The following is a 22,650-nucleotide window of genomic DNA, read 5'->3' on the forward strand; positions in this document are numbered from 1 at the left end:
CGGCGCTGTCTTGTCGAAATACCAAACATCTGCTGCAAATTTACCTAGAAAGCTCAACAGACCCTGATGGTAACTTGATCTAAATTTTGGCATTATAGCGCCATTAAAGTTCGCCTTAGAGCACATTCCGCGCAGGATGAAAGGATAGTAAATGCATATACATATTTTGGGTATTTGTGGCACATTTATGGGTGGTATTGCCGCTATAGCTAAATCATTAGGTCATCACGTTACCGGGTCTGATCAAAACGTTTACCCACCAATGAGTACCCAATTAGAAGAGTTAGGAATCGAGCTAACCCAAGGCTATGATGTATCTCAACTAGAACCGGCACCCGACATAGTCGTCATAGGTAATGCTATGAGCCGAGGGAATCCGTGTGTTGAATATGTATTAGATAAAGGCTTGCCTTATACCTCAGGCCCAGAGTGGCTTAAGCATAATTTACTACAAAAATCATGGGTGCTGGCGGTGGCAGGAACCCATGGTAAAACAACGACTGCCAGTATGCTGGCATGGATATTAGAATATGCAGGTTTAAAACCAGGCTTTTTAATTGGCGGGATCGTGCAAAATTTTGGTCTTTCGGCTCGGGTTGGGCAAACGCCATTTTTTGTCATAGAAGCCGATGAATACGACACCGCCTTTTTCGATAAACGTAGTAAGTTTATTCATTATTTACCGCGAACACTCATTTTAAACAATCTTGAATTTGATCATGCTGATATTTTTGAAGATTTAAATGCGATTAAAAAACAATTTCACCATTTGATACGTACACTACCGCAAAGCGGGAAAGTATTGTGGCCAAAAGATGATGAGGCTCTGAGCGATGTTATAGCAAAAGGGCTGTGGAGCGAGAGCGAAACATTAGGCGATGATTGGGATTATCAGCTACTTAAAGCGGATGGTTCTCAATTTAATGTGTTATTAAACACGCAGCTGCAAGGTGTAGTTAACTGGCAGGCAATTGGTGAGCATAACGTTAAAAATGCCATGATGGCCATTGCAGCAGCGCGCCATGTAGGAATTGCTATTGAGCACAGTATTGCGGCTTTAGGCGAATTTATCAGCCCAAAAAGGCGTATGGAGCTTAAAGCGGATATAAATAACATTAAAGTGTATGATGATTTTGCCCATCATCCTACCGCGATACAAACAACGCTTGCGGGGCTGCGCGCAAAAGTGGGCAATGACAAAATTATTGCGATTTTAGAGCCGCGTTCTAACACCATGAAAATGGGAGTTCATCAATTTACATTGCTAGACTCATTACGCGATGCGGATGAGGTGCTACTGTTTGAACCAGAAAACTTAAGCTGGTCGCTTAAGGAGCAAGCAGAAAAAGCCGGTATGCAGTGTTTTGATTCTACAATCGCCATTATCGAAACTGTGCTTGAAAGTATTGAGCCAAATCAACATGTTTTAATTATGAGTAATGGTGGTTTTAATGGCCTTCATCAACAATTTGTTGATGGCTTGGCCAATAAATACAGCGGAGAATAATGTGCAATTTAAAGATAAAATCACCTTAGCATATAGTGGTGCATCAGGCGCTCCATATGGATTGAGGTTGCTAGAAGTGTTACTTGAGCAACAATTTCAAGTGTATGTGCTTATTTCAAGTGCCGCGCGCGTAGTTTTTGATACCGAGTCCAATATAAAGTTATCAGGGAATGAAGACAAAGCCACAGAGCAATTAAGCCTGTTATATAACGCAAAACCTGGGCAGTTAAAGGTATTTGGTAAAGATAATTGGTTTAGTCCGGTAGCTTCGGGCTCTGCAGCCCCCAAAAAAATGGTAGTATGTCCATGTAGCGCAGGCTCTGTGTCTGCCATTGCAGTCGGCGCATCAGATAATTTATTAGAGCGCGCCGCCGATGTGGTGATAAAGGAGCGAGGCCAGCTTATTTTAGTGCCACGCGAAACGCCATTTAGCGAAATTCATTTAGAAAACATGCTTAAATTATCGCGTTTAGGTGTAACAATTATGCCTGCAGCACCTGGGTTTTATCATCAACCGCAAAGCATAGAAGACTTGGTTGACTTTATGGTGGCGCGAATTTTAGATCATTTAAATATTGAACATAACCTCACAAAGCGTTGGGGTTATGGTGAGGGTAAGAAATGAATAAGCAAAATATTGCTTTAAATATTGAAGGCCTTACCAAGGTTTACAAAAATGGGGTAGAGGCAGTAAAAGGGGTTGATTTACAAGTTCACGAAGGTGACTTTTTTGCATTACTTGGCCCGAATGGGGCGGGTAAATCAACCACTATTGGGGTAATTTCTTCACTGGTTAATAAGACCAAAGGCAAAGTTGAAGTATTTGGTCACGATATTGATACCGACCTTGAGGCGGCTAAAGCGAATTTAGGCCTAGTACCACAAGAGTTTAACTTTAGTCAGTTTGAAACGCTGAGCCAAATACTCGTTAATCAAGCAGGTTACTACGGTGTACCGCGCGGCGAAGCACATAAACGTGCAGATAAATACTTGGCGCAGCTTGGATTAATCGAGAAAAAGGATAAGCAAGCGCGTACCTTATCTGGTGGTATGAAACGCCGTTTAATGATTGCACGTGCCTTAATGCATGAGCCCAAATTACTTATTTTAGATGAGCCAACAGCGGGGGTTGATATAGAGCTTCGCCGTTCAATGTGGGACTTTTTAAGGCAAATTAACGAACAAGGTGTGACCATTATTTTAACAACCCACTACCTTGAAGAAGCTGAACTGCTTTGTAAAAACATCGCCATTATTGATACTGGGCGAATTGTTGAAAACACTACGATTAAAGCCCTGCTTGCTAAATTAGACAAAGAAACCTTTGTATTGGATCTAAAACAACCGTCTAAACCCGTAACGCTAGATGGATACAAATTTACTATGGGGGATGATCACACCATTGAAGTTGAAGTGGCTAAATCTCAAGGATTAAACGCGGTGTTTACAGCATTGACTGAACAAGGTAATACCGTGCTGAGCATGCGAAACAAAGCGAATCGATTAGAAGAATTATTTGTAGGTTTATTAGAGCAAGGGCGGGGCGAATAAATGTTTAAATATGGCGTAGCCTTAAAAAGTATTTGGATTAAAGAGTGCATTCGCTTTTTGCGTATTTGGGTGCAAACCTTAGTACCGCCAGCGATCACGATGAGTTTATATTTTGTTATTTTTGGTAACCTAATTGGCTCACGTATTGGTGACATGGGCGGTTTTAGCTACATGGAGTTTATTGTCCCTGGCCTTATTATGATGTCAGTTATTACTAACTCTTATTCAAATGTTGCCTCTAGCTTTTACTCAACTAAGTTTCAAAAAAGTATTGAAGAGTTATTAGTTGCACCTGTGCCTAATTACATCATTGTACTGGGTTATATGGGCGGAGGTATGACCCGTGGCATTATGGTTGGTTTTATCGTAACGTGCGTTTCTTTATTTTTTGTTGATATACAAATACATAATATTTTTGTGATTATAGCCACTGTTATTCTCACCTCGGCGGTGTTTGCCTTGGGCGGGTTAATTAACGCTATTTATGCAAACAGCTTTGATGACATAAGTATTATCCCTACCTTTATTTTAACGCCGTTGACCTATTTAGGCGGGGTGTTTTATTCAATCACTTTACTGCCTGATTTTTGGCAAATGGTGTCGAAAATAAACCCAATTATTTATATGGTTAACGCATTTAGATATGGGTTTTTAGGTGTTTCGGATGTAGATTTATCGGTCGCAATGGGTGTGTTGTTGGTGTTTATCAGCGTCCTATTTACTTTAGCACTGACGCTAATTAAAAAAGGTGTGGGGCTAAGACACTAATGAGCGATGCAAATTCACGTAGTATTGTATCTAATCAAGCGGGACTTCATGAAAAGCTTGATGAAATAGTTAATAAACACTTACAGGCTGAGTTTAAAAAGCCAATTGCAACGCATACGCAAACCGCATTTGATGAAGTTAATGCTAAAGTGCAAGCCTTTAATGGGCCGCTTATTTTAGATTCCTGTTGTGGGGTCGGGGAGAGCACCGCTAATTTAGCAAAACGTCATCCTGAAGCGTTAGTCATAGGCATTGATAAGTCATCTCATCGACTTGATAAGCATGATGTTGAATATAAACAAAGTGAAAGTGGTCAATACATTTTAGTGCAAGCTGACTTAAATGACTTTTGGCGTTTAGCGGTGGCTGCTAATTGGCAGCCTACGCATCACTATTTGCTTTACCCTAACCCTTGGCCTAAGTCTAAACACATACAAAGGCGCTGGCATGGGGCGGCTATATTCCCGTTTATTGTAAAGTTAGGCGGTTTACTTGAGGTGCGCAGTAATTGGGATATTTATGTTAAAGAGTTTGCCAGAGCGCTTGAATTAGCGGGGAATCCATGTGAAACCGAATTGTTTGAGTCAGACGAAGCAATTACCCCTTTTGAACGTAAGTACTGGGCCAGTGGCCAGCAAAGCCACCGGCTTGTTATAAATCTTAAATAGCTAATTGTTGCTTAAAGTGAGTCACATGTGGCGTTGGTTTACCAAGGTAACTACCTTGCATCAGCGTCACATTTAGTTTATTGAGTAGCTCGGCAACCGTGTTATTTTCTACCGCTTCAACAACCAATTCAAGTTCAAGCTGCTGGGCTATATCAGCAATATAGGTGATAAATAGCGATGTATTTTCATCATTTACCAGTTGCTTGGTGATCGCACCATCGAGTTTAATACCATCTACCTCAATCTTTAACGTATTGAGCGTATTAATAAACTCATTACCCCAACAATGCATCACTATTTTTGCCCCTTTACTTTTTACCATCGCAATAAATGATTTTATTTCATAGTAGTGTGTAATGACCTGCGACTCTAATATTGAAATAGTAATGTTTTCAGGGTTGGGGTAGCGATGAAGCTCATATGCTATGTGATCATAAATAGTGGGATCTGCAATATTTTCAGCGCACACAGTTAACCCCCAGCTGATTGCTGATTTGCGAAAGCGCGAAATGCATTGAGTAAATAAGGTACGTGTTAACATCCCATCCATACGCAGCCTATTTACTGCATTAGAAAAGGTATCAGGGGTTAAAATCTCCCCATGTGAGGTCACTATTCTTGGTGAGCAGTCATACCTAATAATGGCATTGGTATTGGTATCTATAACAGGTTGAAAATAAGGAACAACGCGATGGGCATCAAACGCTTCACGAATTTCCTTTGCTATTTCTACATTGTATAAATACAGAGATTTATTGTCGTTAATCGCTTCTGAGTAGTTTACTATGGGTTGAACACCTTGCCTTGATTGTAGCAAAGCAATGTGGGCATTCTTAAGCAGTAATGACTTATTCCCTCTTGCGACTCCAGCGTTGAGCGTAATATAAATAAATGGGTCTGTAATAAAAGGTGTATTTTTATTATGGGATTGAATAATGCTGTAAAGCTCATCAAAAGGTGTTTCTTTACTGGTTAAAATGGCCAGCTTGTTGGTCGCAATACGATAAATACGTGATTGCAGACGGTTTTGCTGCTTAAAGTGACTGAGTAGTTTTTTCATCACTTCATCGGCTGTTTTTGTGCCAAAAAAACGACTGATACTATCAATTTCGTTAACCAAAATAATCGCGATTTGTAGATGATGCTCATTACTTTTTTTTAGCTGCTTTTCCAAGGCAATATGATTTTCAAACCCCGTAGCATGATCCCTCATTAGTGAGCGGCGTACCCCAAAACAATAAAGAATATAAACCAGTAACAATATGAACAGTACGCAACTAAAATGAAGCAGGGCTTGATTCAAACGTGTTATTAAAGCCGTATTGATTTTATCGACGCTAATATCAGCTGCAGTTAAATAGGTTCTGCCATTTTTTGCTATATGAGGAATATACACCGTTTTAGAATGACCACGATGCGCCGTTGACACTTCAAAAATAGGGGCCGTTGATAAAAATGCCGCCATATTAATTGGCGTCGCTTCAGGGTAAAGATCTAAATACTGGGTAACTTTACCGTTATTTTGATCATCTTGGGTGTAACTGGAGGCAGTAAAATAAATATTTTCATCAATTAATATCATTGAATATAAATAATCTATATTTAAATCATTGGCTAAAGCAGAAAGCTGTTCGGCCTTATTTTGATAGCTTGCAAAGCTAATTTCTTGCGACGTTTTGTCGTGGTAATCACTACCTAAAATATACTTTACGCTGGTGGCTGCATTTATTAAGCGATTGTCAATGCTGCGCATTACATCACTTTGAATGGCAGAGTAAGTGTAGTAACCATAAATGATTAAGCTGACCAAAAAAAAGACGGTTCCAAGCGCCAACCGTGTTAATTTTAGATTTCCTTTGAGCATGTATTATCCTTATTTTTGTTGATTTTATTATACTTAAAAATTATAAATGCCCAATATTTTAATTACCCTTTGTACTAAATTTAAAAAATAGTGAAATGTTATCTATTTAGTATTGTCTTTTATGGCTTAAAACGAGACATTTTTGTCATATTGCAGTAAAGTTAGCGCAATTTTTTAGAAATGCCGTTGCTTAAAAAACACCTTATATTAGCGTGTTTTACAAACTAACAGGTGTTTTAGTCACACACTAGGTATGAAGATGGATCAAAAGCGTTGTGCCGTCGCCTCTAAAGAAAGCCTTAAACGGATATTCACCGTTCCAGAGGCGCCAGACTCAACTTTGAGCAAAATAGAGCTTGAAATTTCGAGTAATTTAGCAGGTTTCTTAAACGAAAATATCGCGGCAATTGAAAAACCATTACATGAAATAGAAAAAGATTTTCAATCGGCGGCAATCCCTGAAGAACCGACGTTTGTGTCTTGCTATGCTCAAGATATTATGGAGCAGCTGGTTGCTCATTCTGTTCATACCGCAGCGCCAAGCTTTATTGGCCATATGACATCGGCTCTGCCTCATTTTTTACTACCGTTATCGAAATTAATGGTTGGGTTAAATCAAAACCTAGTAAAAATTGAAACCTCGAAAGCGTTTACCCCATTAGAACGTCAAGTTTTAGGGATGATGCATCATTTAGCTTATAGCCAAAGTGATGGTTTTTATTCTAAATGGATGCACAGTGCAAAAACTTCGTTAGGGGCATTTTGCTCTGGCGGCACCGTGGCAAATATTACTGCACTTTGGATAGCTCGAAACCGCTTATTAAAAGCGGATGGCAATTTTAAAGGCATTGCTGCACAAGGTTTAGTTGCAGGAATGCTTCACTATGGTCACAAAGGGCTGGCAGTTTTAATTTCTGAACGAGGTCATTATTCGCTTGGTAAATCGGTTGATTTATTAGGTATTGGTCGTGAAAATTTAATTGGTATCAAAACTTCTGCCGATAACAAAGTCGATGTTAGTGCAATGCGAGAAAAAGCGTTAGAGCTTGAAGCACAAGGCATTAAAGTGATGGCAATTGTTGGGGTCGCAGGAACCACTGAAACCGGTAATATTGACCCACTTGAAGATATGGCTAATTTAGCACAAGAGATTAATTGTCATTTTCATGTTGATGCAGCGTGGGGTGGAGCTACTTTACTGTCTAATACCCATAGGCATTTATTAAAAGGTATTGAGCATGCAGATTCAATCACCATTGATGCGCATAAGCAAATGTATGTGCCGATGGGGGCCGGTTTAGTCTTATTTAAAGACCCTGCTGCAACTGATGCCATCGAGCATCATGCTGAATATATTTTACGTAAAGGCTCTAAAGATTTAGGCAGCCATACGCTTGAGGGAAGTCGCCCTGGGATGGCGATGTTAGTGCATGCTTGCTTACGTGTTATTGGTCGTAAAGGCTATGAAATGCTTATCGATCGCAGTATTAAAAAAGCGCGTTATTTTGCTGATTTAATAAAAGCCGATGAAGACTTTGAGTTAATATCAGAGCCAGAACTTTGCTTACTGACCTATCGCTATGTACCAAAACAAATTAAACACGCGATAGCCCAAGCTGATGCACAAACCCGTTTAGACATTTTTGCCGCGCTTAATCGTTTTACTGCCAGCATGCAAAAACGCCAACGTGAATCGGGTCGCTCATTTGTATCGCGTACGCGTTTAACGCCAGTTCAATATGATAACCAACCAACCGTGGTATTTAGAGTGGTACTGGCGAACCCGCTTACCTCAGGTGTTATATTAAAAGAGATATTAGAAGAGCAGAAAGAACTGGCACAAACTGATCCGGTGTTTAAAAAGTATTTACGAAAATATATGTAACTACAATTACAAATGCAATGACAAAAAAGACGCGATTAAGCGTCTTTTTTGTTGCTGATTAAAAGCAACTCGCCTTTATAAGGTTGCTGATAATTTGTTGAGAAGGTTTGATTTTTTCCATTGCTAAAAACTCATCGGGCTGATGCGCTTGGTTAATAGAGCCTGGTCCCATTACGATGGTTTCACAACCGAGTTGCTGTATAAATGGCGCTTCGGTACAGTAGTTAACAGCCACTGCTTTTTGCCCTGCTATATTTTCGGCTAATTTGACTAACGCGCTATCTGTGCTTCCCGTAAATGCTGGAATTGGCTCATGCAAATCAATTACGCTCACAGAGTTAGGGTATTGCTGGTTTATATCGTAGGTTGCATCAAGTACCATTGCTTGAAGCTCTTGCACGCTTAAACCTGGAAGAGGGCGCATATCAATGTGCATTTCACAGCAGCCACAAATTCGGTTGGCATTGTCACCCCCATGAATATTGCCTAAGTTGAGTGTTGGATAAGGAATTTCAAAGTGGTTTATTGAATATTTATTCTTAAGTTGTTCTTTTAAGATCAGTAATTTTGTAATCACTTTATGCATTACTTCGATGGCATTAAGGCCCCGTTCGGGATCAGAGCTATGTCCTGAGCGACCAACGACTCTGATTGCTGTAGTCATATGGCCTTTATGGGTAAATACTGGTGTCATATCAGTGGGTTCACCAATAATACAGCGGCTTGGCTTTAAATTTGGGTGCTTACAAATTTGCTGTGCGCCAGCCATAGTGGTTTCTTCATCGGCGGTCGCTAATATTAAAATAGGTTGAGTTTGTTGCTTTTCATCAAGCTCACTAATAGCTTGCAGTACAAAAGCAAAAAAGCCTTTCATATCAATACTGCCTAAACCATATAATTTGTTATCAAGTTCAGTTAATTTAAATGGGTTTTGATTCCAGCGGCTATCATCAAATGGCACCGTATCGGTGTGCCCCGCAAGCATTAACCCGCCATCGCCTTGTCCGCGTTTTGCTAATAAGTTGTAGCGGCCTTTACCACCTTCTAACTCTATTATTTCACAGGTAAAACCTAAGCTTTCACACCACTGAGCGAGTAGTTCAATCACGCTTTTATTGCTCATACACAAATGCTCTTCAATAGCGCTAATAGAGGGGGCAGCAATCAATTGCTGATACATCGAGATAAATGACGGCAGAGACATAAAAAAATCCAAAATAAGTATTCAATTTAATTGCATAACAATATAAAAGTATTTATGATGAATATCAATTCACTTTTTAAGCATAAATATATTAAAGTTACACCATGAAAATAATACGACGATAGTTATCACTCATTAATTTAATCAGTTTAGCTAGGTTGCAACCTAGTGTAAGTAAATAACATGGAATGTAGTCACTAATTTTATATAAAGAGTAAATAATGAACGTAGTAATTATAGGTGCCAGCGGTTATAGCGGCGCAGAATTGGCTAGCTTAGTTGCCAAACATCCAGCATTAACATTATCAGCATGTTATGTATCAGCGCAAAGCTTAGATAAAAATAAACTGCTCAGTGAATTATACCCTGAGCACTTAGGGTTACTTGACTTACCTTTGCAACCACTTAATGAGAGTGCATTGAGTGATATAGCTCATTCAGCAGACTATGTGTGTTTATGCACTGACCATAAAGTAAGTGTTGATTTAGCCCCTCAGTTTTTAGCGATGGGCAAAAAGGTATTTGACCTTTCGGGTGGTTACCGTCTTGAAAGTAATGAAGATTACGTCACCTATTATGGTTTTGAACACCAGCATCCAGAACTTCTTAATGAAGCTGCATATGGCCTTGCAGAGTGGAATAGTGAGGCCATTGCAAAGGCGCAGTTAGTTGCTGTAGCTGGCTGCTACCCAACTGCCGCATTAAATGCATTAAAACCTCTTCAGCAAGCTGGGTTACTTAGTGATGAGCGGATTATTATTAATGCTGTATCGGGAGTAACTGGGGCTGGTCGTAAAGCCAGTATTGGCACGCATTTTTGCGAAGTATCGCTAGCTGCTTATGGTTTGTTTAACCATCGTCATGGGCCTGAGATACAGCAGTATCTTGGCCATAACGTGTTATTTACTCCTCATTTAGGTAATTTCCCGCGCGGTATTTTAGAAACCATTTATGTACAGCTAAAACCGGGTGTGACCAGTGAGCAAGTAACTAAAGCGTATCAAGTATTAGCAGATGAGCCGTTAATTCGATTGCTTGGCAGTAAAATTCCCTCCATTAAAGGGGTAGCAAAACAACCCTATGTTGATATTGCATGGCAGCAGCAAGACTCACAATTAATAGTGATGGCAGCGATTGACAATTTACTAAAAGGGGCGGCTGGTCAGGCTCTGCAATGTATTAATTTGTCAATGGGTTTGCCTCATACTACAGGTTTAGTAGGAGCGTTTAAATGAGCAGTAAAACGTGGGTTATTAAACTCGGTGGCGCAGTACTCAATACTGAAAATGCCGCTAAAGCGCTTTTTGAGGTTCTTAATGAACAACATGATGCACAATTTGTCATTGTTCATGGCGGTGGCTCATTAGTTGACCATTGGCTAGCAGAAGCCGGTTTTGCCAGTGCTAAACACCAAGGTTTGCGTATCAGCCCTAAAGAACAGATGCCTTATATTGTAGGAGCATTAGCGGGAGCAGCAAACAAACAATTAATGGCGCAAGCAATGACTGCTGGGCACAAACCCGTTGGCTTGAGTTTATATGAAGCTGGAATAACAGCATCACAAAAATTAAAAGCGCTAGGGCAAGTAGGTCAATGCCATAGTAATGATGATTCTATTATTAATGAATTACTCAGTGGCGGGCGTTTACCTATAGTCAGCTCCATCGGTTTTGATGAGCAAGGGCTTTGGTACAACGTTAATGCTGACGAAGCAGCAGCCGCGATTGCGAGTAATTTAAACGCCGAACTTATTTTTATGACAGATGTAGAAGCGGTGCTTGATGTGAATAAGCATCCACTACATCAACTTGACACAAAACACATTGATACTTTAATTGCAGAGGGAGTAATTGTGGGCGGGATGGAGGTCAAAGTTAAGACCAGCCTTCACGCTGCCCAACATTTACGACGCGGTGTGTACATTTCCAGCTGGCAAAAGCCAGAAAATTTAACGGCTTTGCTGCAAGGCGAGCACGTCGGAACTAAAGTGACACCATAGGTTGAATATGTTTAAAGATTTTATAACGGGTCTAGAATTAGACCAACAAGGCGCCCTTAATTTATTAAAATTAGCGCAAGATATTAAAGAAAGCCCTGCAAAGTACAGCCAAGTGTTAGCTGGTAAGTCAGTGGTTACTCTCTTCGAAAAGCAAAGTTTACGTACGCGTTTATCGTTTGATATTGGTATAAACCGTTTAGGCGGTCATGCGGTTTATCTTGATCAACAAAACGGCGCGATGGGAGCTCGTGAATCAATAAAAGATTTTGCCTTGAATATTTCAACTTGGGCTGATGGTATCGTTGCCCGGGTTAATCAGCACAGTACGTTAACTACCTTAGGTGAGTATTCGTCTGTTCCGGTGGTTAATAGTTTGTGTGATTTATATCACCCATGCCAAGCCTTAGCTGATTTTTTAACGCTTCAAGAAGTGCACGGTGATGTTAGTCAGCTAAAGTTGGCTTATTTAGGTGAAGGTAATAACGTAACGCATTCACTGATGCTACTCGCAGCAACTTTAGGTACTGATTTTGTTGCTGTGACGCCAAAAGGCAGTTCGCCCGATTCGCAAATTCTTAAAAAAGCGGAGCAAATTGCCGCAATGAATGGGGCGTCTGTGATGGTAAGTGACAGAGTTGAGGCTGCGGTAGGTGCTAACGCAGTTTACGCTGATACCTGGGTTTCTATGGGAGACACCACACCGCTTGAGCAAGTGAAAGAAAAATACATGCCTTATCAATTAAATCAGGCATTACTTAAAAAAACTGGGGCTACCACGGTATTACATTGCCAACCGGCACACCGTGAGTTTGAAATTACCTCTGAGGTAATGGATGGCCCCGCATCAAAAATTATTCAACAAGCAGAAAATCGTATGCATGCGCAAAATGCTCTGCTTGTTACATTATTAAATCCAAATTTTGTTAAGGAACACCTATGAGTTCAATTAAAAAAGTCGTTTTAGCCTATTCAGGTGGTCTTGATACATCGGCTATTGTGCCATGGTTAAAAGAAAACTACGGCTGTGAAGTTATTGCCTTTGTTGCCGATGTTGGCCAGGGCGCAGAAGAACTTGAAGGCGTAGAAGCAAAAGCCATTGCATCGGGGGCATCTGAATGTTACGTAGTTGATTTGAAAGATGAAATGGTAAGTGATTACATTTACCCAACACTTAAAACAGGCTCTATATACGAAGGAACCTACTTGCTAGGTACTTCTATGGCACGTCCAATCATCGCCAAAGCCCAAGTTGAAATTGCCCGTAAAGTGGGTGCAGATGCACTTTCTCATGGCTGTACGGGTAAAGGTAACGACCAAGTACGTTTTGAGTCATGTTTTGCAGCACTGGCTCCTGATTTAAAAGTGATTGCGCCATGGCGTGAGTGGGATTTATCAAGTCGTGAATCATTGCTTGATTACCTAGCCGAGCGTGATATTCCGTGTTCTGCATCAGCAACTAAAATTTACAGTCGTGATGCTAACGCATGGCATATCTCCCACGAAGGCGGCGAGCTTGAAGACCCTTGGTGTGAGCCAAGTGAGCAAGTATGGACATGGACTAATTCACCAGAGCAAGCGCCCGATAAAGCTGAGCATGTCACTTTATCAGTTGTAGAAGGTGAAGTGGTTGCTGTAAACGGCGAACAATTAAAGCCTTACGACTGTTTAGTTAAACTAAACGACATTGCAGCTCCGCATGGTATTGGTCGTGTTGATATTGTAGAAAACCGTTTAGTGGGCATGAAATCACGCGGTTGTTACGAAACACCAGGCGGTACAGTGATCATGGCTGCGCTTCAAGCAATTGATGAGCTCGTTCTTGATAAGTCAAGCCGTAAATGGAAAGAGATACTCGGTGGTGAATTTTCGCATTTAGTCTACGACGGTCGTTGGTTTACGCCGCTTAAAGATTCTATTTTAGCCGGTGCAGAAGCGCTTTCTACGTTAGCGACAGGTGAAGTGGTACTTAAACTTTATAAAGGGCAAGTAACAGCGGTTCAGAAAAAATCACCTAACAGTTTATACAGCGAAGATTTTGCTACTTTTGGTGAAGACGATGTTTATGACCAATCGCACGCAGAAGGCTTTATTCGTTTATTCTCACTATCAAGCAGAATTTCAGCATTAGCTAAAAAGTAATTTTTTAAGCCCCTTGGAATTAAGGGGCTATTATCGGGTTTGGAGAGATTTCATGGCATTATGGGGCGGGCGTTTTTCTACGGGTCCAGATGAAGCGTTTAAACAATTTAACGATTCACTTCCCTTCGATTATCAATTAGCAGAGCAAGATATTATTGGCTCTGTTGCATGGGCTGGCGCACTTGAACAAGTGAACGTGTTATCTAATGACGAACACCAAAAGCTGGTATCGGCATTATATGAATTACTTGAAGAGGTAAAAGCAGATCCACAAGCTGTTGCCACCTCAGGTGCTGAGGATATTCACTCGCATGTTGAAGCCGCGCTAATTGAAAAAGTGGGTGATTTAGCTAAAAAATTACACACTGGACGCAGTCGTAACGACCAAGTTGCTACCGACTTTAGATTATGGTGTCGCGATACCGCCGATCACATTTTAAAAGCGATTGCACAATTAAAAGCTGAATTTGTTGCCCTTGCTGAGCGTGAGTTAGGCACAATATTGCCAGGCTACACCCACTTACAGCGTGCACAGCCCGTGTTATTTAGCCATTGGTGTATGGCTTATGTAGAAATGTTAGAGCGTGATGAAAGCCGGTTGCAAGATGCCCAAGCACGAATGAACTATTGCCCATTAGGCAGTGGCGCTCTTGCGGGAACTGCCTATCCTATTGACCGTCATGCACTTGCGCAAGGGTTAGGGTTTATAGGCGCGACCAAAAATAGTCTTGATGGTGTATCTGATCGTGATTTTGTGGTTGAGCTATTAAGCTGTGCGTCTATCTCTATGATCCACTTATCGCGCATGTCTGAAGACTTGATTTTTTATAACTCAGGAGAAGCTGGGTTTATCGAACTGGCTGATAATGTTACATCGGGCTCATCTTTGATGCCGCAGAAAAAGAACCCTGATGCACTAGAGCTTATTCGTGGCAAAACAGGACGGGTGTTTGGTGCGTTTAGTGCAATGATGATGACTCTAAAAGCACTGCCGCTTGCCTACAATAAAGACATGCAAGAAGACAAAGAAGGCATTTTTGACGCTATGCCAACGTGGCTTGCGTGTATTCATATGGCGCAAGCGTGTATTAAGGGTGTAACAGTTAAAGCAGACAAAACTTTAGCAGCGGCAAAAGGTGGCCACGCGAATGCAACCGAGCTTGCTGATTATTTGGTAGCCAAAGGTGTGCCGTTCAGAGAAGGGCATCATATTGTTGGGGTATTGGTGCAATTAGCCATTAGTGAAGGTAAAACGTTAGAGGAGCTTTCACTTGAGCAGTATAAATCAGTAAACCCAGTGTTTGAAGATGACGTGTATCCGGTACTTGAAATTGATGCTTGTATTAAAGCACGTCAAGCACTTGGCGGAACCTCATTAGAACAAGTAAGTAAAGCGGTTAAAGACGCGAAAAAAAAACAGCAAATAACAGTTCGTGATGCAAACCTAGATGACGTGGAAGTAATCGCTAAACTCGTGCAACATTGGGCAACAGTCGGCGAAAACTTACCGCGCGCTAAAAGTGACATGGTGCACTCAATTAATGAATTTGCCGTGACAGAGATTAATGGGCAGGTATCAGGTTGTGCTTCATTATACATTTACGACACCGGATTAGCTGAAATACGCTCTTTAGGTATTGACCCTAAAAGCGGGGTAACAGGGCAAGGGCGAGAGCTGGTAGAACATTTATTAGTAAAAGCCAAAAAATTGGCACTCAATCGTGTCATCGTTCTGACTCGTGTACCTGACTTTTTCGAAAATCAGCGGTTTAGTTTCTGTAATAAAGAGAGCCTACCTGAAAAAGTCATGAAAGATTGTGAGTTATGTTTACGTAAAGAAAACTGTGATGAAGTCGCAATGGAATATATGTTAAAGCCAAGTAATAGCATGGAGATCCCTTGTAAAAACGTGGCTTGAGCAATCCCTAGGATAAAAAACGCACGGTGACCCCGATGCGTTTTTTTTTGAGTAAAATAAAGTGATGTTTTAAATTAATATGCTATGAATTTAAAGTTGGCATATCGGTTGCATTTATAGTTCTGTAGTGTGTTGTTGAGTCAATTAATCAACGAAGGCAATACGTTACAGAAGTTATTTAGTAACTGCTCCAGATGGTGTGATTTAAATTTGCGCCAATAATAAAAATTTAATACTCATAAGGATTAATCACATGCAAATTTCAGCTAATAGCCAAGTACAAATGCAAGCATATAATAAAACGCAACAATTAAAGCCTGCAATGGAACAAACTGCTAGCCCTAAAACCCTACAATCTGATACAGTTAGTATATCTCAAGAGGCAATGAGTGCTGCTGGTGCAGAACTTCGTCGTGGCGGCGGTATTGTACCTATCAAACCTAAATAATTAATTAAGGTTTTAAATGTTTTTAACTGAGTTTTTTGGTTTTTTCTCGCTTTCAGCGTTTACAATGTGGGGCTTTTTAATGGCATTTTTTTTTAATGTCTTTGTCTATACTTTAAACGTAAAAAGAAATACAACTTTATTACTCAGTTCATTTATTATGATGGTTTCTTATACTCTTTCAGACTATTTTTTTACTTGGCTATCAATTAAAACTGCGGTTTTATTAGATTGGGCTATCTATGATATTTTTACCATTCTTTGCTTGCTAATAGCTATGGCTATGTTAAGAAAAACGACACCCTCTTTTTTGTATTTAATTGTGGGTCTTGCAATAAATTCACTTTTCTTTTCCCTCATGTACTTAGATTTGAATGTATATCAAAATAAAGAACCTTGGCTTTTTTGGGATATCTACACCTTCAGTGTAAACATTATTGATCTGATTATGATTGTCGCTTTAATAGTAGACCGTGATTTCCTTGGCTTACACACCCTTAAAAGTAAACTCATTTCATTATTCAAAACGACTGAGCTTAACAAAATCCAATAAATGTATTATGTAGACTTATTTTTAGCAGATTATATCGATGCATTTATACAGTGGGGCTTTTTAATGGCCATGTTGTACGCTTTGGTATCGAGTATAAATACGCTAAATAAATCTTTGGTCTATTTAGCCACAATCATGTTCTTTTCTTACCTTATTGGTGATTTCCTTTTAGTTTTCAAAAACGTTTACCTTAACTGGATTTTTTTTGATTTCGCTACAGTTTGTATTATTTTTATAATAACAAAAGCTTCAAGCTTTGAAAGCGATGTGGCTAAAAACTATATTGTTAGTGGCTTATTGATTAATGCTTGTTTAACGTATGCTATTTACATAGATCTTTATATAAACTGGAACTCAGATCCTTGGTGGTTGTGGAGCCTGTACTCTATGGGGGTTAATGTTGTTGATTTACTAATGATTATTACTATTTTTATCAATAAAGACTTTTTAGGGCTAATGAAACTTAAAGGTCGTTTATTTAGATCACGCGCTGAGTTTAAAAGCCCATAATGACAGATTTATTATGGCTACTTGTTAAAGTTGGCGAGAATTTAGGTAATTTTATTTTGTGGCTATTTTTAATCGCTTTTCTATATAATCTTTCTTCGAGCATTAATAAACAAGATAAAAGCTTGCTGCATATTTCATTGATAATGATGATTTCTTATTTTCTAAGTGCATTTTTAAGCCTCGAAACTTCAACTTATAAAGATTATTTCATATTTGATCTCACAACTATTTTTACACTTTTTTTGTGGCGAAAAATCACGTTGCAAAATACACCTATTGCTTTTTATTACTTAATTCTGGGGTTGGGTGTTAATACCTGTTTATTTTTGGGGATGCATTATGATGTTCAAGTTAAAGGAAACATTGATTATTGGTGGTTTTGGGCTGCATATGGGTTTGGCGTTATTCTATTTGATCTTATAATGGCATTGGCACTATTTATCAATAAAGATTTTTTGGGCTTAGTGAGGCTTAAGAACGTTCTGTTTCCATCAAGAGCGAAGCTACCTAGCGTAATGTAACGATACGCTAGGTGTTGTGTTTAATGCTTAGTTTTCCCAAGCCTTGACTGCAGGGCTTTCATTACTATGGTGTCAACAAACTCACTCACATCCCCGTTATGGCGTGCTACTTCTTTTACTAGTGTTGATGATATAAAGGTATTGCGCTCGGCGGGCGTTAAAAATACGCTTTCTAAATCAGGGTTTAAACGGCGATTCATATTCGCGAGCTGAAACTCGTAATCAAAATCAGAAACCGCTCTTATGCCTCTGATCAGTACATTAGCATTATGGTCACGGGCTAAATCGGCGAGTAGCCCTGAAAAGCCAATGACTTTTACATTATCTAAATGGCTTAAAATCTCATTTGCTAAATCAACGCGTTCTTCTAAAGTAAAACACGGTTTTTTACTTGGGTTATGAGCAATAGCCACAATAACGGTATCGAACATTTTAGCCGCACGCTGAATTAAATCAGTGTGGCCGTTGGTAAGAGGGTCAAATGTGCCTGGGTAGATTGCGGTCACTTTCATAATATTTACTGTGTTATTATTTTTAGCCGTAGTGTAGCAGTGTTTAGTGTGCAAAGCAGCCTTGTGAGTAAATTGTATATAACTGCAGCTGCGCAGTGTTACAAATGCAATGATTTGTTTATACTAGGCGGATTATTTTAATGCAGCATCGTATTTTCGAAAATTGAGTAATGAGTATATGAATACCAAGGATAAAATAATTCAAACCAGTATTTCATTGTTTAACGAACATGGTGAAAGAGCAATATCTACTAATCATATCGCATCGAGTTTAGGTATGAGTCCGGGTAATCTGTACTACCACTTTAAAAATAAAGAAGACATTATTCGCCATATATTTGCACTTTATCGTGACCATTTAAGTACTCATTTTAAGCCGGTCGATCAAGGCGACGATGCTTTTGAACACCTAGGTCCTTATTTAGATTCGCTATTTGAATTGATGTGGCGCTATCATTTTTTTTACGACAACCTTGGCGATATTCTCGCTCGCGATAGTCATTTAAAACAGGGTTACATTGATTTTCAGCAAGAGTTACTTGAGCAGGTGCGTAACATCATTTTGGCCTTACGCGACAGCGAAATTATTGCTATTGATGAACAAGATGCTATCGAACTTGCTCATACGTTAAAATTAACGGTCAGCTTTTGGACACCCTATATGAAAGCAAGAAGGCTTAGTGGTGTGCTGGTTGAGCAAGATATTTACCCTGGTATTGTAAAAGTACTGACTTTATTTAAAGCCTACAGCACCGAAAAAAGCGCAAATAAAATTAATCAGTTAAGAGACAAGTACGCACTTTTAGCAAATGCTGCTCCCCAGAATCCTTAAGCCCGTTAAGTTGGTTAGTTCCTAGGCGCTAAATTTTTTGCTATAATCCGCCGCGCCCAATACCTGGGTGCGCGAATTCCCGCAGTCTAAGAGTTAAACTATGCTTAAATTTATCGTCAAACTTCACCCTGAAATAGCCATTAAAAGCCGTTCAGTCCGTAAACGCTTTACTAAAGTGTTAGAAAATAACATTAAAATTGTATTGCGTCGTGTTGACGAAAAAGTACAGGTACGTAATAACTGGGATAACATTTCAGTTGTAACAAAACTTGACGATGCTCAAACTCGCCTTGATTTTATCGACAGCTTACAACGTATACCTGGTATCGTGCAGTTTATTGAAGTGACTGAAACAGACTTTAAAACGATTGATGACATTTATCAAAAAACTATTGAGCTAGTTGGTCACACTATTATTGGTAAAACCTTTTGTGTCCGTGCTAAGCGCATAGGTCAACATGATTTTACTTCAACTGAGCTAGAGCGTTACGTTGGTGGCGGGCTTAATCAACATGTTGAAGGGGCTCGAGTAAAGCTAAGTCGCCCAGAAGTAACGATTCGTTTAGAAATTAAAGACGAAAAAGCCTACATAGTAACGCAAACGCATTTAGGAATGGCGGGCTTTCCACTGCCAACACAAGACGATGTATTATCGCTTATGTCTGGTGGGTTTGATTCTGGCGTTGCCAGTTATCAAATGATCCGTAAAGGTGCTCGCACGCACTTTTTATTCTTTAATTTAGGTGGCGCTGCTCATGAAATTGGGGTTAAACAAGCGAGTTACTATCTATGGAAACAATACAGCTCTACTCACAAAGTTAAGTTTATTACTGTTGATTTTGAGCCAGTGGTTGCTGAAATCTTAGAAAACGTTGAGAACAGCCAAATGGGCGTTGTCCTTAAACGTATGATGATGCGAGCGGGTAGTGCCGTTGCTGAAAAACTAAATATTCAAGCATTGGTTACGGGTGAAAGTATAGGTCAGGTGTCTAGTCAAACCTTAGCTAACTTAAGTGTGATTGACCGCGTAACCGAAACGCTCATTTTACGCCCACTTATCCAACATGATAAGCAAGAAATCATCAATATAGCGCGCCAAATAGGCACTGCAGAAATGGCAGAGACGATGCCTGAATACTGCGGTGTGATCTCTAAAAAGCCGACAGTTAAAGCCAAAATTGAAGTAATTAAAGCAGAAGAAGAAAAGTTTGACTTTGATGTGTTAGATACCGTTATTGATAACGCCCGTGTTATGGATGTGCGCGATATTGATGTTGAGGCTAAGCAAGAGCTTAAAGAGGCAGAATCAGTTACAGAGTTACCTGAAGGAGCGGTTGTTGTTGATATTCGCTCGCCTGAAGAAGAAGATGCGGCGCCGCTGGAAATTGAAGGTATTGAAGTTATCCACTTACCGTTTTTCCGCTTAGCAACAAAGTTTGGCGATTTACCTAAAGGTAAAGATTATTACTTATATTGCCAAAAAGGAGTAATGAGCCAATTACAAGCGCTTATTCTTCACGAAGAAGGCTTTAACACCGTAAAAGTATATCGTCCTTGATGGCTTAAGATATTGGGTCTGTTGACCTTTGCGGATTATAATTTGTTCAAACTAGGGGCGGTTTAATCGCGGCGCGAGGTTTGTAACCTAGTGGGCTAAGTAAAAATCGAGCAACAAAGAGTAAATCGCCCCTAGGCAGAACCCTTCGGGCAGCGCCTGTTTGGCATTGATGCTGCGTTATCGCCTATTTATGGGGAATAACCACACCACATAGGCTCTGCCTTACCTAAATACCAAACAGACTGCTGCAAATTTAACCTTGAAAGGTCAACAGACCCTAAATGCGCGGATTTATTCCGCGCTTTTTTTTGCCAGAATTTCAGCAAGTAAAGCGTCGTTATACGGGGTCGCAATATTATGTCGCTTGCCTTGCTCACTAATATAACCACAAATTGCCATGATCTCAGTTTGTCTATTATGCATTACATCTTGATGCATCGAAGAGTAATTTTCGGCAGTTAAACTCATTACTTTGTAAGCCCGCTCTAGGGCATCTATAAGCTTAATATTGAGTTTTAGCGCGGTTGCAATGTGGCATGCCTCAGCTAATAAATTAATAATTGCACTACTGTATTGCGGTGCACGTAACTGACCATTTTTTATATTGTGGTGAGCGGTTAATGGATTTATTGCAATATTAACCAGTAGCTTTTCAAACCGTAGTTGTTCAATATTGTTACTGACAATTAACTGCGGAATAGTGTGTAATTGCGCACTAAGCTGTTGAATATTTTGAATAGCTAGTTGATTACAGCCCCCTAATACACTTTGCCCGTTTCCGGTATGTTGCACAATATTAGGGTTTGACTTAAATCCAGCCATGCTGGTGGTTAAAAAGTACAACGACTGCTGCTTTGTTAGCTGTTCATTTAATTGTTCAACATTACCCATGCCATTATGACTCAGTATAATATGGGTATTATTGCCTAGATAAGGTTTTACTTGAGCATAGGCTTGTTGCACTGCAAACGCTTTTACCGTGAATAAAACAATATCAAATTCAGGAGTTTGAGATAACTGCTCTTGTGAGATAAAAGTGGCGTTAATTTTTTCAGACGCAGCGTTACTGTGGCTGTAAAAGCGAGTATTAACTGTGCCTTTTCGAGTAAGTATATATATAGCGTGATGCTTGGCTAAAAAATGGCTAAATAACAAGCCAATAGCGCCATCACCTACAACAAGTATGTTAGCCATAATGCTTCTTTTTACGCAGTGTTAACAGGGCTTTAGCTAAAAAGTAGCTCGCTGCACCAATAAAATCGGCAACAAAATCGGCCAGTGATGCTTGTCTGTAAGGAAGGCTATCTTGCATAATTTCTATTGCTGCACCGTAACCAGCGAGTAATAGTATTTGTGCATATAATGGGAGTTTAAACGCTTTATCCATAATAATGGCAAGTAAAAAGAAGATACCAAAATGCGCTACTTTATCAACATGCGGAAATAAGTTTGCCGCGCCCTTTACCTCTTTAGCAAATAAGAAGGTAAACGCAACAATACTAATTAAAAAAATTGCTTGGTAAACACGCCTTGTCACGAAAATTCCTAAAATCGTATAAAAAAGAAGCCTCAGTATATCAAACTAATTTAGTATCGCACCTGAACAAAATGCAGAAAAATGTAAAGATTTATCATTTTAACGTTATAATTGCGGCATAAAATTAAGATTAGATAGTTAGGAGAACGCTATGCCTTCATTTGATATTGTATCTGAAGTAGAAATGAACGAAGCAAAAAATGCGGTTGATAACGCCAACCGTGAACTAGAAACGCGATTTGATTTTAGAGGCGTTGATGCATCAATAGAGCTAAACGATAAAACAATTAAATTAAAAGCTGAAGCAGATGCTCAGGTAATGCAGTTATTTGATATTTTAGCGAGTAAAATCTCTAAACGTGGGATGGATGTTGCAAGCTTAGAGCTACAAGATATTTCTCGTGCGGGCAAAAATGTTTTTCGTAACGTTGCACTTAAACAGGGTATCGAAAAAGACATGGCTAAAAAAGTAGTAAAAGCCATCAAAGACTCTAAAGTAAAAGTACAAGCGGCCATTCAAGGTGAAGAAGTTCGCGTAACAGGTAAAAAGCGTGATGACTTACAAGCGGCTATGCAAGTTGTACGCACTGCTGATTTAGGTCAACCATTTCAGTTTAAAAACTTCCGCGATTAATTTATTGCCTCGAGCTCGGCACTATAGGCGCTTAGCTCAAAGCAA

23 protein-coding genes are annotated in these 22,650 nt (G+C 39.7%); 18 read left to right on the forward strand and 5 right to left on the reverse strand.

What is annotated here, in order from left to right; translation table 11 throughout:
* Positions 1-151 precede the first annotated feature (151 nt).
* From mpl to trmB, 5 genes are read left to right on the forward strand one after another with little or no spacing between them, the layout of a single operon-like run.
* Complete coding sequence (gene mpl / locus PTET_RS04045) at positions 152-1,507, forward strand: UDP-N-acetylmuramate:L-alanyl-gamma-D-glutamyl-meso-diaminopimelate ligase (RefSeq protein WP_013464295.1); 1,356 nt, start codon at positions 152-154, stop codon at positions 1,505-1,507.
* A gap of 1 nt (position 1,508) precedes the next feature.
* Entirely contained in the window at positions 1,509-2,132 is a 624-nt protein-coding gene (locus tag PTET_RS04050) for a flavin prenyltransferase UbiX (RefSeq protein ID WP_013464296.1), read from the forward strand.
* Complete coding sequence (locus PTET_RS04055; protein ID WP_013464297.1) at positions 2,129-3,058, forward strand: ABC transporter ATP-binding protein; 930 nt, start codon at positions 2,129-2,131, stop codon at positions 3,056-3,058. The genes PTET_RS04050 and PTET_RS04055 overlap by 4 nt, the downstream gene beginning before the upstream one ends.
* Positions 3,059-3,826, forward strand: coding sequence for an ABC transporter permease (locus PTET_RS04060; protein ID WP_096038240.1), 768 nt, complete (start codon positions 3,059-3,061; stop codon positions 3,824-3,826).
* A complete protein-coding gene (gene trmB, locus PTET_RS04065; RefSeq protein ID WP_013464298.1) occupies positions 3,826-4,494 on the forward strand; it encodes a tRNA (guanine(46)-N(7))-methyltransferase TrmB in 669 nt (222 codons plus the stop codon). The genes PTET_RS04060 and trmB overlap by 1 nt, the downstream gene beginning before the upstream one ends.
* On the opposite strand, the gene PTET_RS04070 is transcribed toward trmB, so the two are convergent.
* Positions 4,487-6,358: a GGDEF domain-containing protein gene (locus PTET_RS04070; protein WP_013464299.1), complete on the reverse strand. Its 1,872-nt coding sequence runs from the start codon at positions 6,356-6,358 to the stop codon at positions 4,487-4,489. The two genes, trmB and PTET_RS04070, sit on opposite strands and share 8 nt — an antisense overlap.
* 259 nt (positions 6,359-6,617) lie before the next feature.
* Here PTET_RS04070 and panP point away from each other — a divergent pair, with 259 nt between their 5' ends.
* Entirely contained in the window at positions 6,618-8,243 is a 1,626-nt protein-coding gene (gene panP, locus PTET_RS04075) for a pyridoxal-dependent aspartate 1-decarboxylase PanP (RefSeq protein ID WP_096038241.1), read from the forward strand.
* Between the two features lie 58 nt (positions 8,244-8,301).
* On the opposite strand, the gene argE is transcribed toward panP, so the two are convergent.
* Complete coding sequence (gene argE / locus PTET_RS04080; protein ID WP_096038242.1) at positions 8,302-9,447, reverse strand: acetylornithine deacetylase; 1,146 nt, start codon at positions 9,445-9,447, stop codon at positions 8,302-8,304.
* 221 nt (positions 9,448-9,668) lie between these two features.
* On the opposite strand from argE, the gene argC reads away from it, so the two are divergent.
* From argC to PTET_RS04125, 9 genes are all read left to right on the forward strand, one after another.
* Complete coding sequence (gene argC, locus PTET_RS04085) at positions 9,669-10,682, forward strand: N-acetyl-gamma-glutamyl-phosphate reductase (protein ID WP_096038243.1); 1,014 nt, start codon at positions 9,669-9,671, stop codon at positions 10,680-10,682.
* Positions 10,679-11,446, forward strand: a complete 768-nt coding sequence (gene argB / locus PTET_RS04090; protein WP_096038244.1) for an acetylglutamate kinase — start codon at positions 10,679-10,681, stop codon at positions 11,444-11,446. The genes argC and argB overlap by 4 nt, the downstream gene beginning before the upstream one ends.
* 7 nt (positions 11,447-11,453) lie before the next feature.
* Complete coding sequence (locus PTET_RS04095; protein ID WP_016900252.1) at positions 11,454-12,386, forward strand: ornithine carbamoyltransferase; 933 nt, start codon at positions 11,454-11,456, stop codon at positions 12,384-12,386.
* Positions 12,383-13,585, forward strand: coding sequence for an argininosuccinate synthase (locus tag PTET_RS04100; RefSeq protein ID WP_096038245.1), 1,203 nt, complete (start codon positions 12,383-12,385; stop codon positions 13,583-13,585). Before PTET_RS04095 ends, PTET_RS04100 begins: the two co-directional genes overlap by 4 nt.
* A 52-nt stretch (positions 13,586-13,637) precedes the next feature.
* On the forward strand, positions 13,638-15,503 hold the full coding sequence (argH, locus tag PTET_RS04105; protein WP_013464306.1) for an argininosuccinate lyase: 1,866 nt from the start codon (positions 13,638-13,640) through the stop codon (positions 15,501-15,503).
* A 253-nt stretch (positions 15,504-15,756) separates the two neighbouring features.
* Positions 15,757-15,951 carry a hypothetical protein gene (locus PTET_RS04110; RefSeq protein WP_013464307.1) on the forward strand — a complete coding sequence of 65 codons (195 nt, stop codon included), beginning with the start codon at positions 15,757-15,759 and terminating at the stop codon, positions 15,949-15,951.
* Positions 15,952-15,967: 16 nt separating this feature from the next.
* A complete protein-coding gene (locus tag PTET_RS04115) occupies positions 15,968-16,501 on the forward strand; it encodes a hypothetical protein (RefSeq protein ID WP_013464308.1) in 534 nt (177 codons plus the stop codon).
* Between the two features lie 267 nt (positions 16,502-16,768).
* Positions 16,769-17,011 (forward strand): hypothetical protein, encoded by a 243-nt coding sequence (locus tag PTET_RS19150; RefSeq protein ID WP_244186370.1) that lies wholly within the window; start codon positions 16,769-16,771, stop codon positions 17,009-17,011.
* Positions 17,011-17,532: a hypothetical protein gene (locus PTET_RS04125; protein ID WP_013464310.1), complete on the forward strand. Its 522-nt coding sequence runs from the start codon at positions 17,011-17,013 to the stop codon at positions 17,530-17,532. The genes PTET_RS19150 and PTET_RS04125 overlap by 1 nt, the downstream gene beginning before the upstream one ends.
* Positions 17,533-17,552: 20 nt before the next feature.
* Here the strand turns inward: PTET_RS04125 and coaD are convergent, their stop codons facing one another.
* Positions 17,553-18,044 carry a pantetheine-phosphate adenylyltransferase gene (gene coaD / locus PTET_RS04130; protein ID WP_024601870.1) on the reverse strand — a complete coding sequence of 164 codons (492 nt, stop codon included), beginning with the start codon at positions 18,042-18,044 and terminating at the stop codon, positions 17,553-17,555.
* A 178-nt stretch (positions 18,045-18,222) separates the two neighbouring features.
* Here coaD and PTET_RS04135 point away from each other — a divergent pair, with 178 nt between their 5' ends.
* Both PTET_RS04135 and thiI read left to right on the forward strand, forming a co-directional pair.
* Positions 18,223-18,876 (forward strand): TetR/AcrR family transcriptional regulator, encoded by a 654-nt coding sequence (locus PTET_RS04135; RefSeq protein WP_013464311.1) that lies wholly within the window; start codon positions 18,223-18,225, stop codon positions 18,874-18,876.
* 100 nt (positions 18,877-18,976) lie between these two features.
* The gene (gene thiI, locus PTET_RS04140) at positions 18,977-20,434 is read left to right on the forward strand and encodes a tRNA uracil 4-sulfurtransferase ThiI (protein WP_013464312.1); all 1,458 of its coding nucleotides are present in this window, start codon (positions 18,977-18,979) and stop codon (positions 20,432-20,434) included.
* A 291-nt stretch (positions 20,435-20,725) separates the two neighbouring features.
* Here the strand turns inward: thiI and PTET_RS04145 are convergent, their stop codons facing one another.
* Positions 20,726-21,628 (reverse strand): ketopantoate reductase family protein, encoded by a 903-nt coding sequence (locus PTET_RS04145; protein WP_096038246.1) that lies wholly within the window; start codon positions 21,626-21,628, stop codon positions 20,726-20,728.
* Entirely contained in the window at positions 21,621-21,971 is a 351-nt protein-coding gene (locus PTET_RS04150; protein ID WP_008466003.1) for a VanZ family protein, read from the reverse strand. The genes PTET_RS04145 and PTET_RS04150 overlap by 8 nt, the downstream gene beginning before the upstream one ends.
* A gap of 151 nt (positions 21,972-22,122) precedes the next feature.
* On the opposite strand from PTET_RS04150, the gene PTET_RS04155 reads away from it, so the two are divergent.
* On the forward strand, positions 22,123-22,605 hold the full coding sequence (locus tag PTET_RS04155) for a YajQ family cyclic di-GMP-binding protein (protein WP_013464315.1): 483 nt from the start codon (positions 22,123-22,125) through the stop codon (positions 22,603-22,605).
* Positions 22,606-22,650 lie beyond the last annotated feature (45 nt).

It is taken from the genome of Pseudoalteromonas tetraodonis, assembly GCF_002310835.1.
Classification (GTDB): Bacteria; Pseudomonadota; Gammaproteobacteria; order Enterobacterales; family Alteromonadaceae; genus Pseudoalteromonas; species Pseudoalteromonas tetraodonis.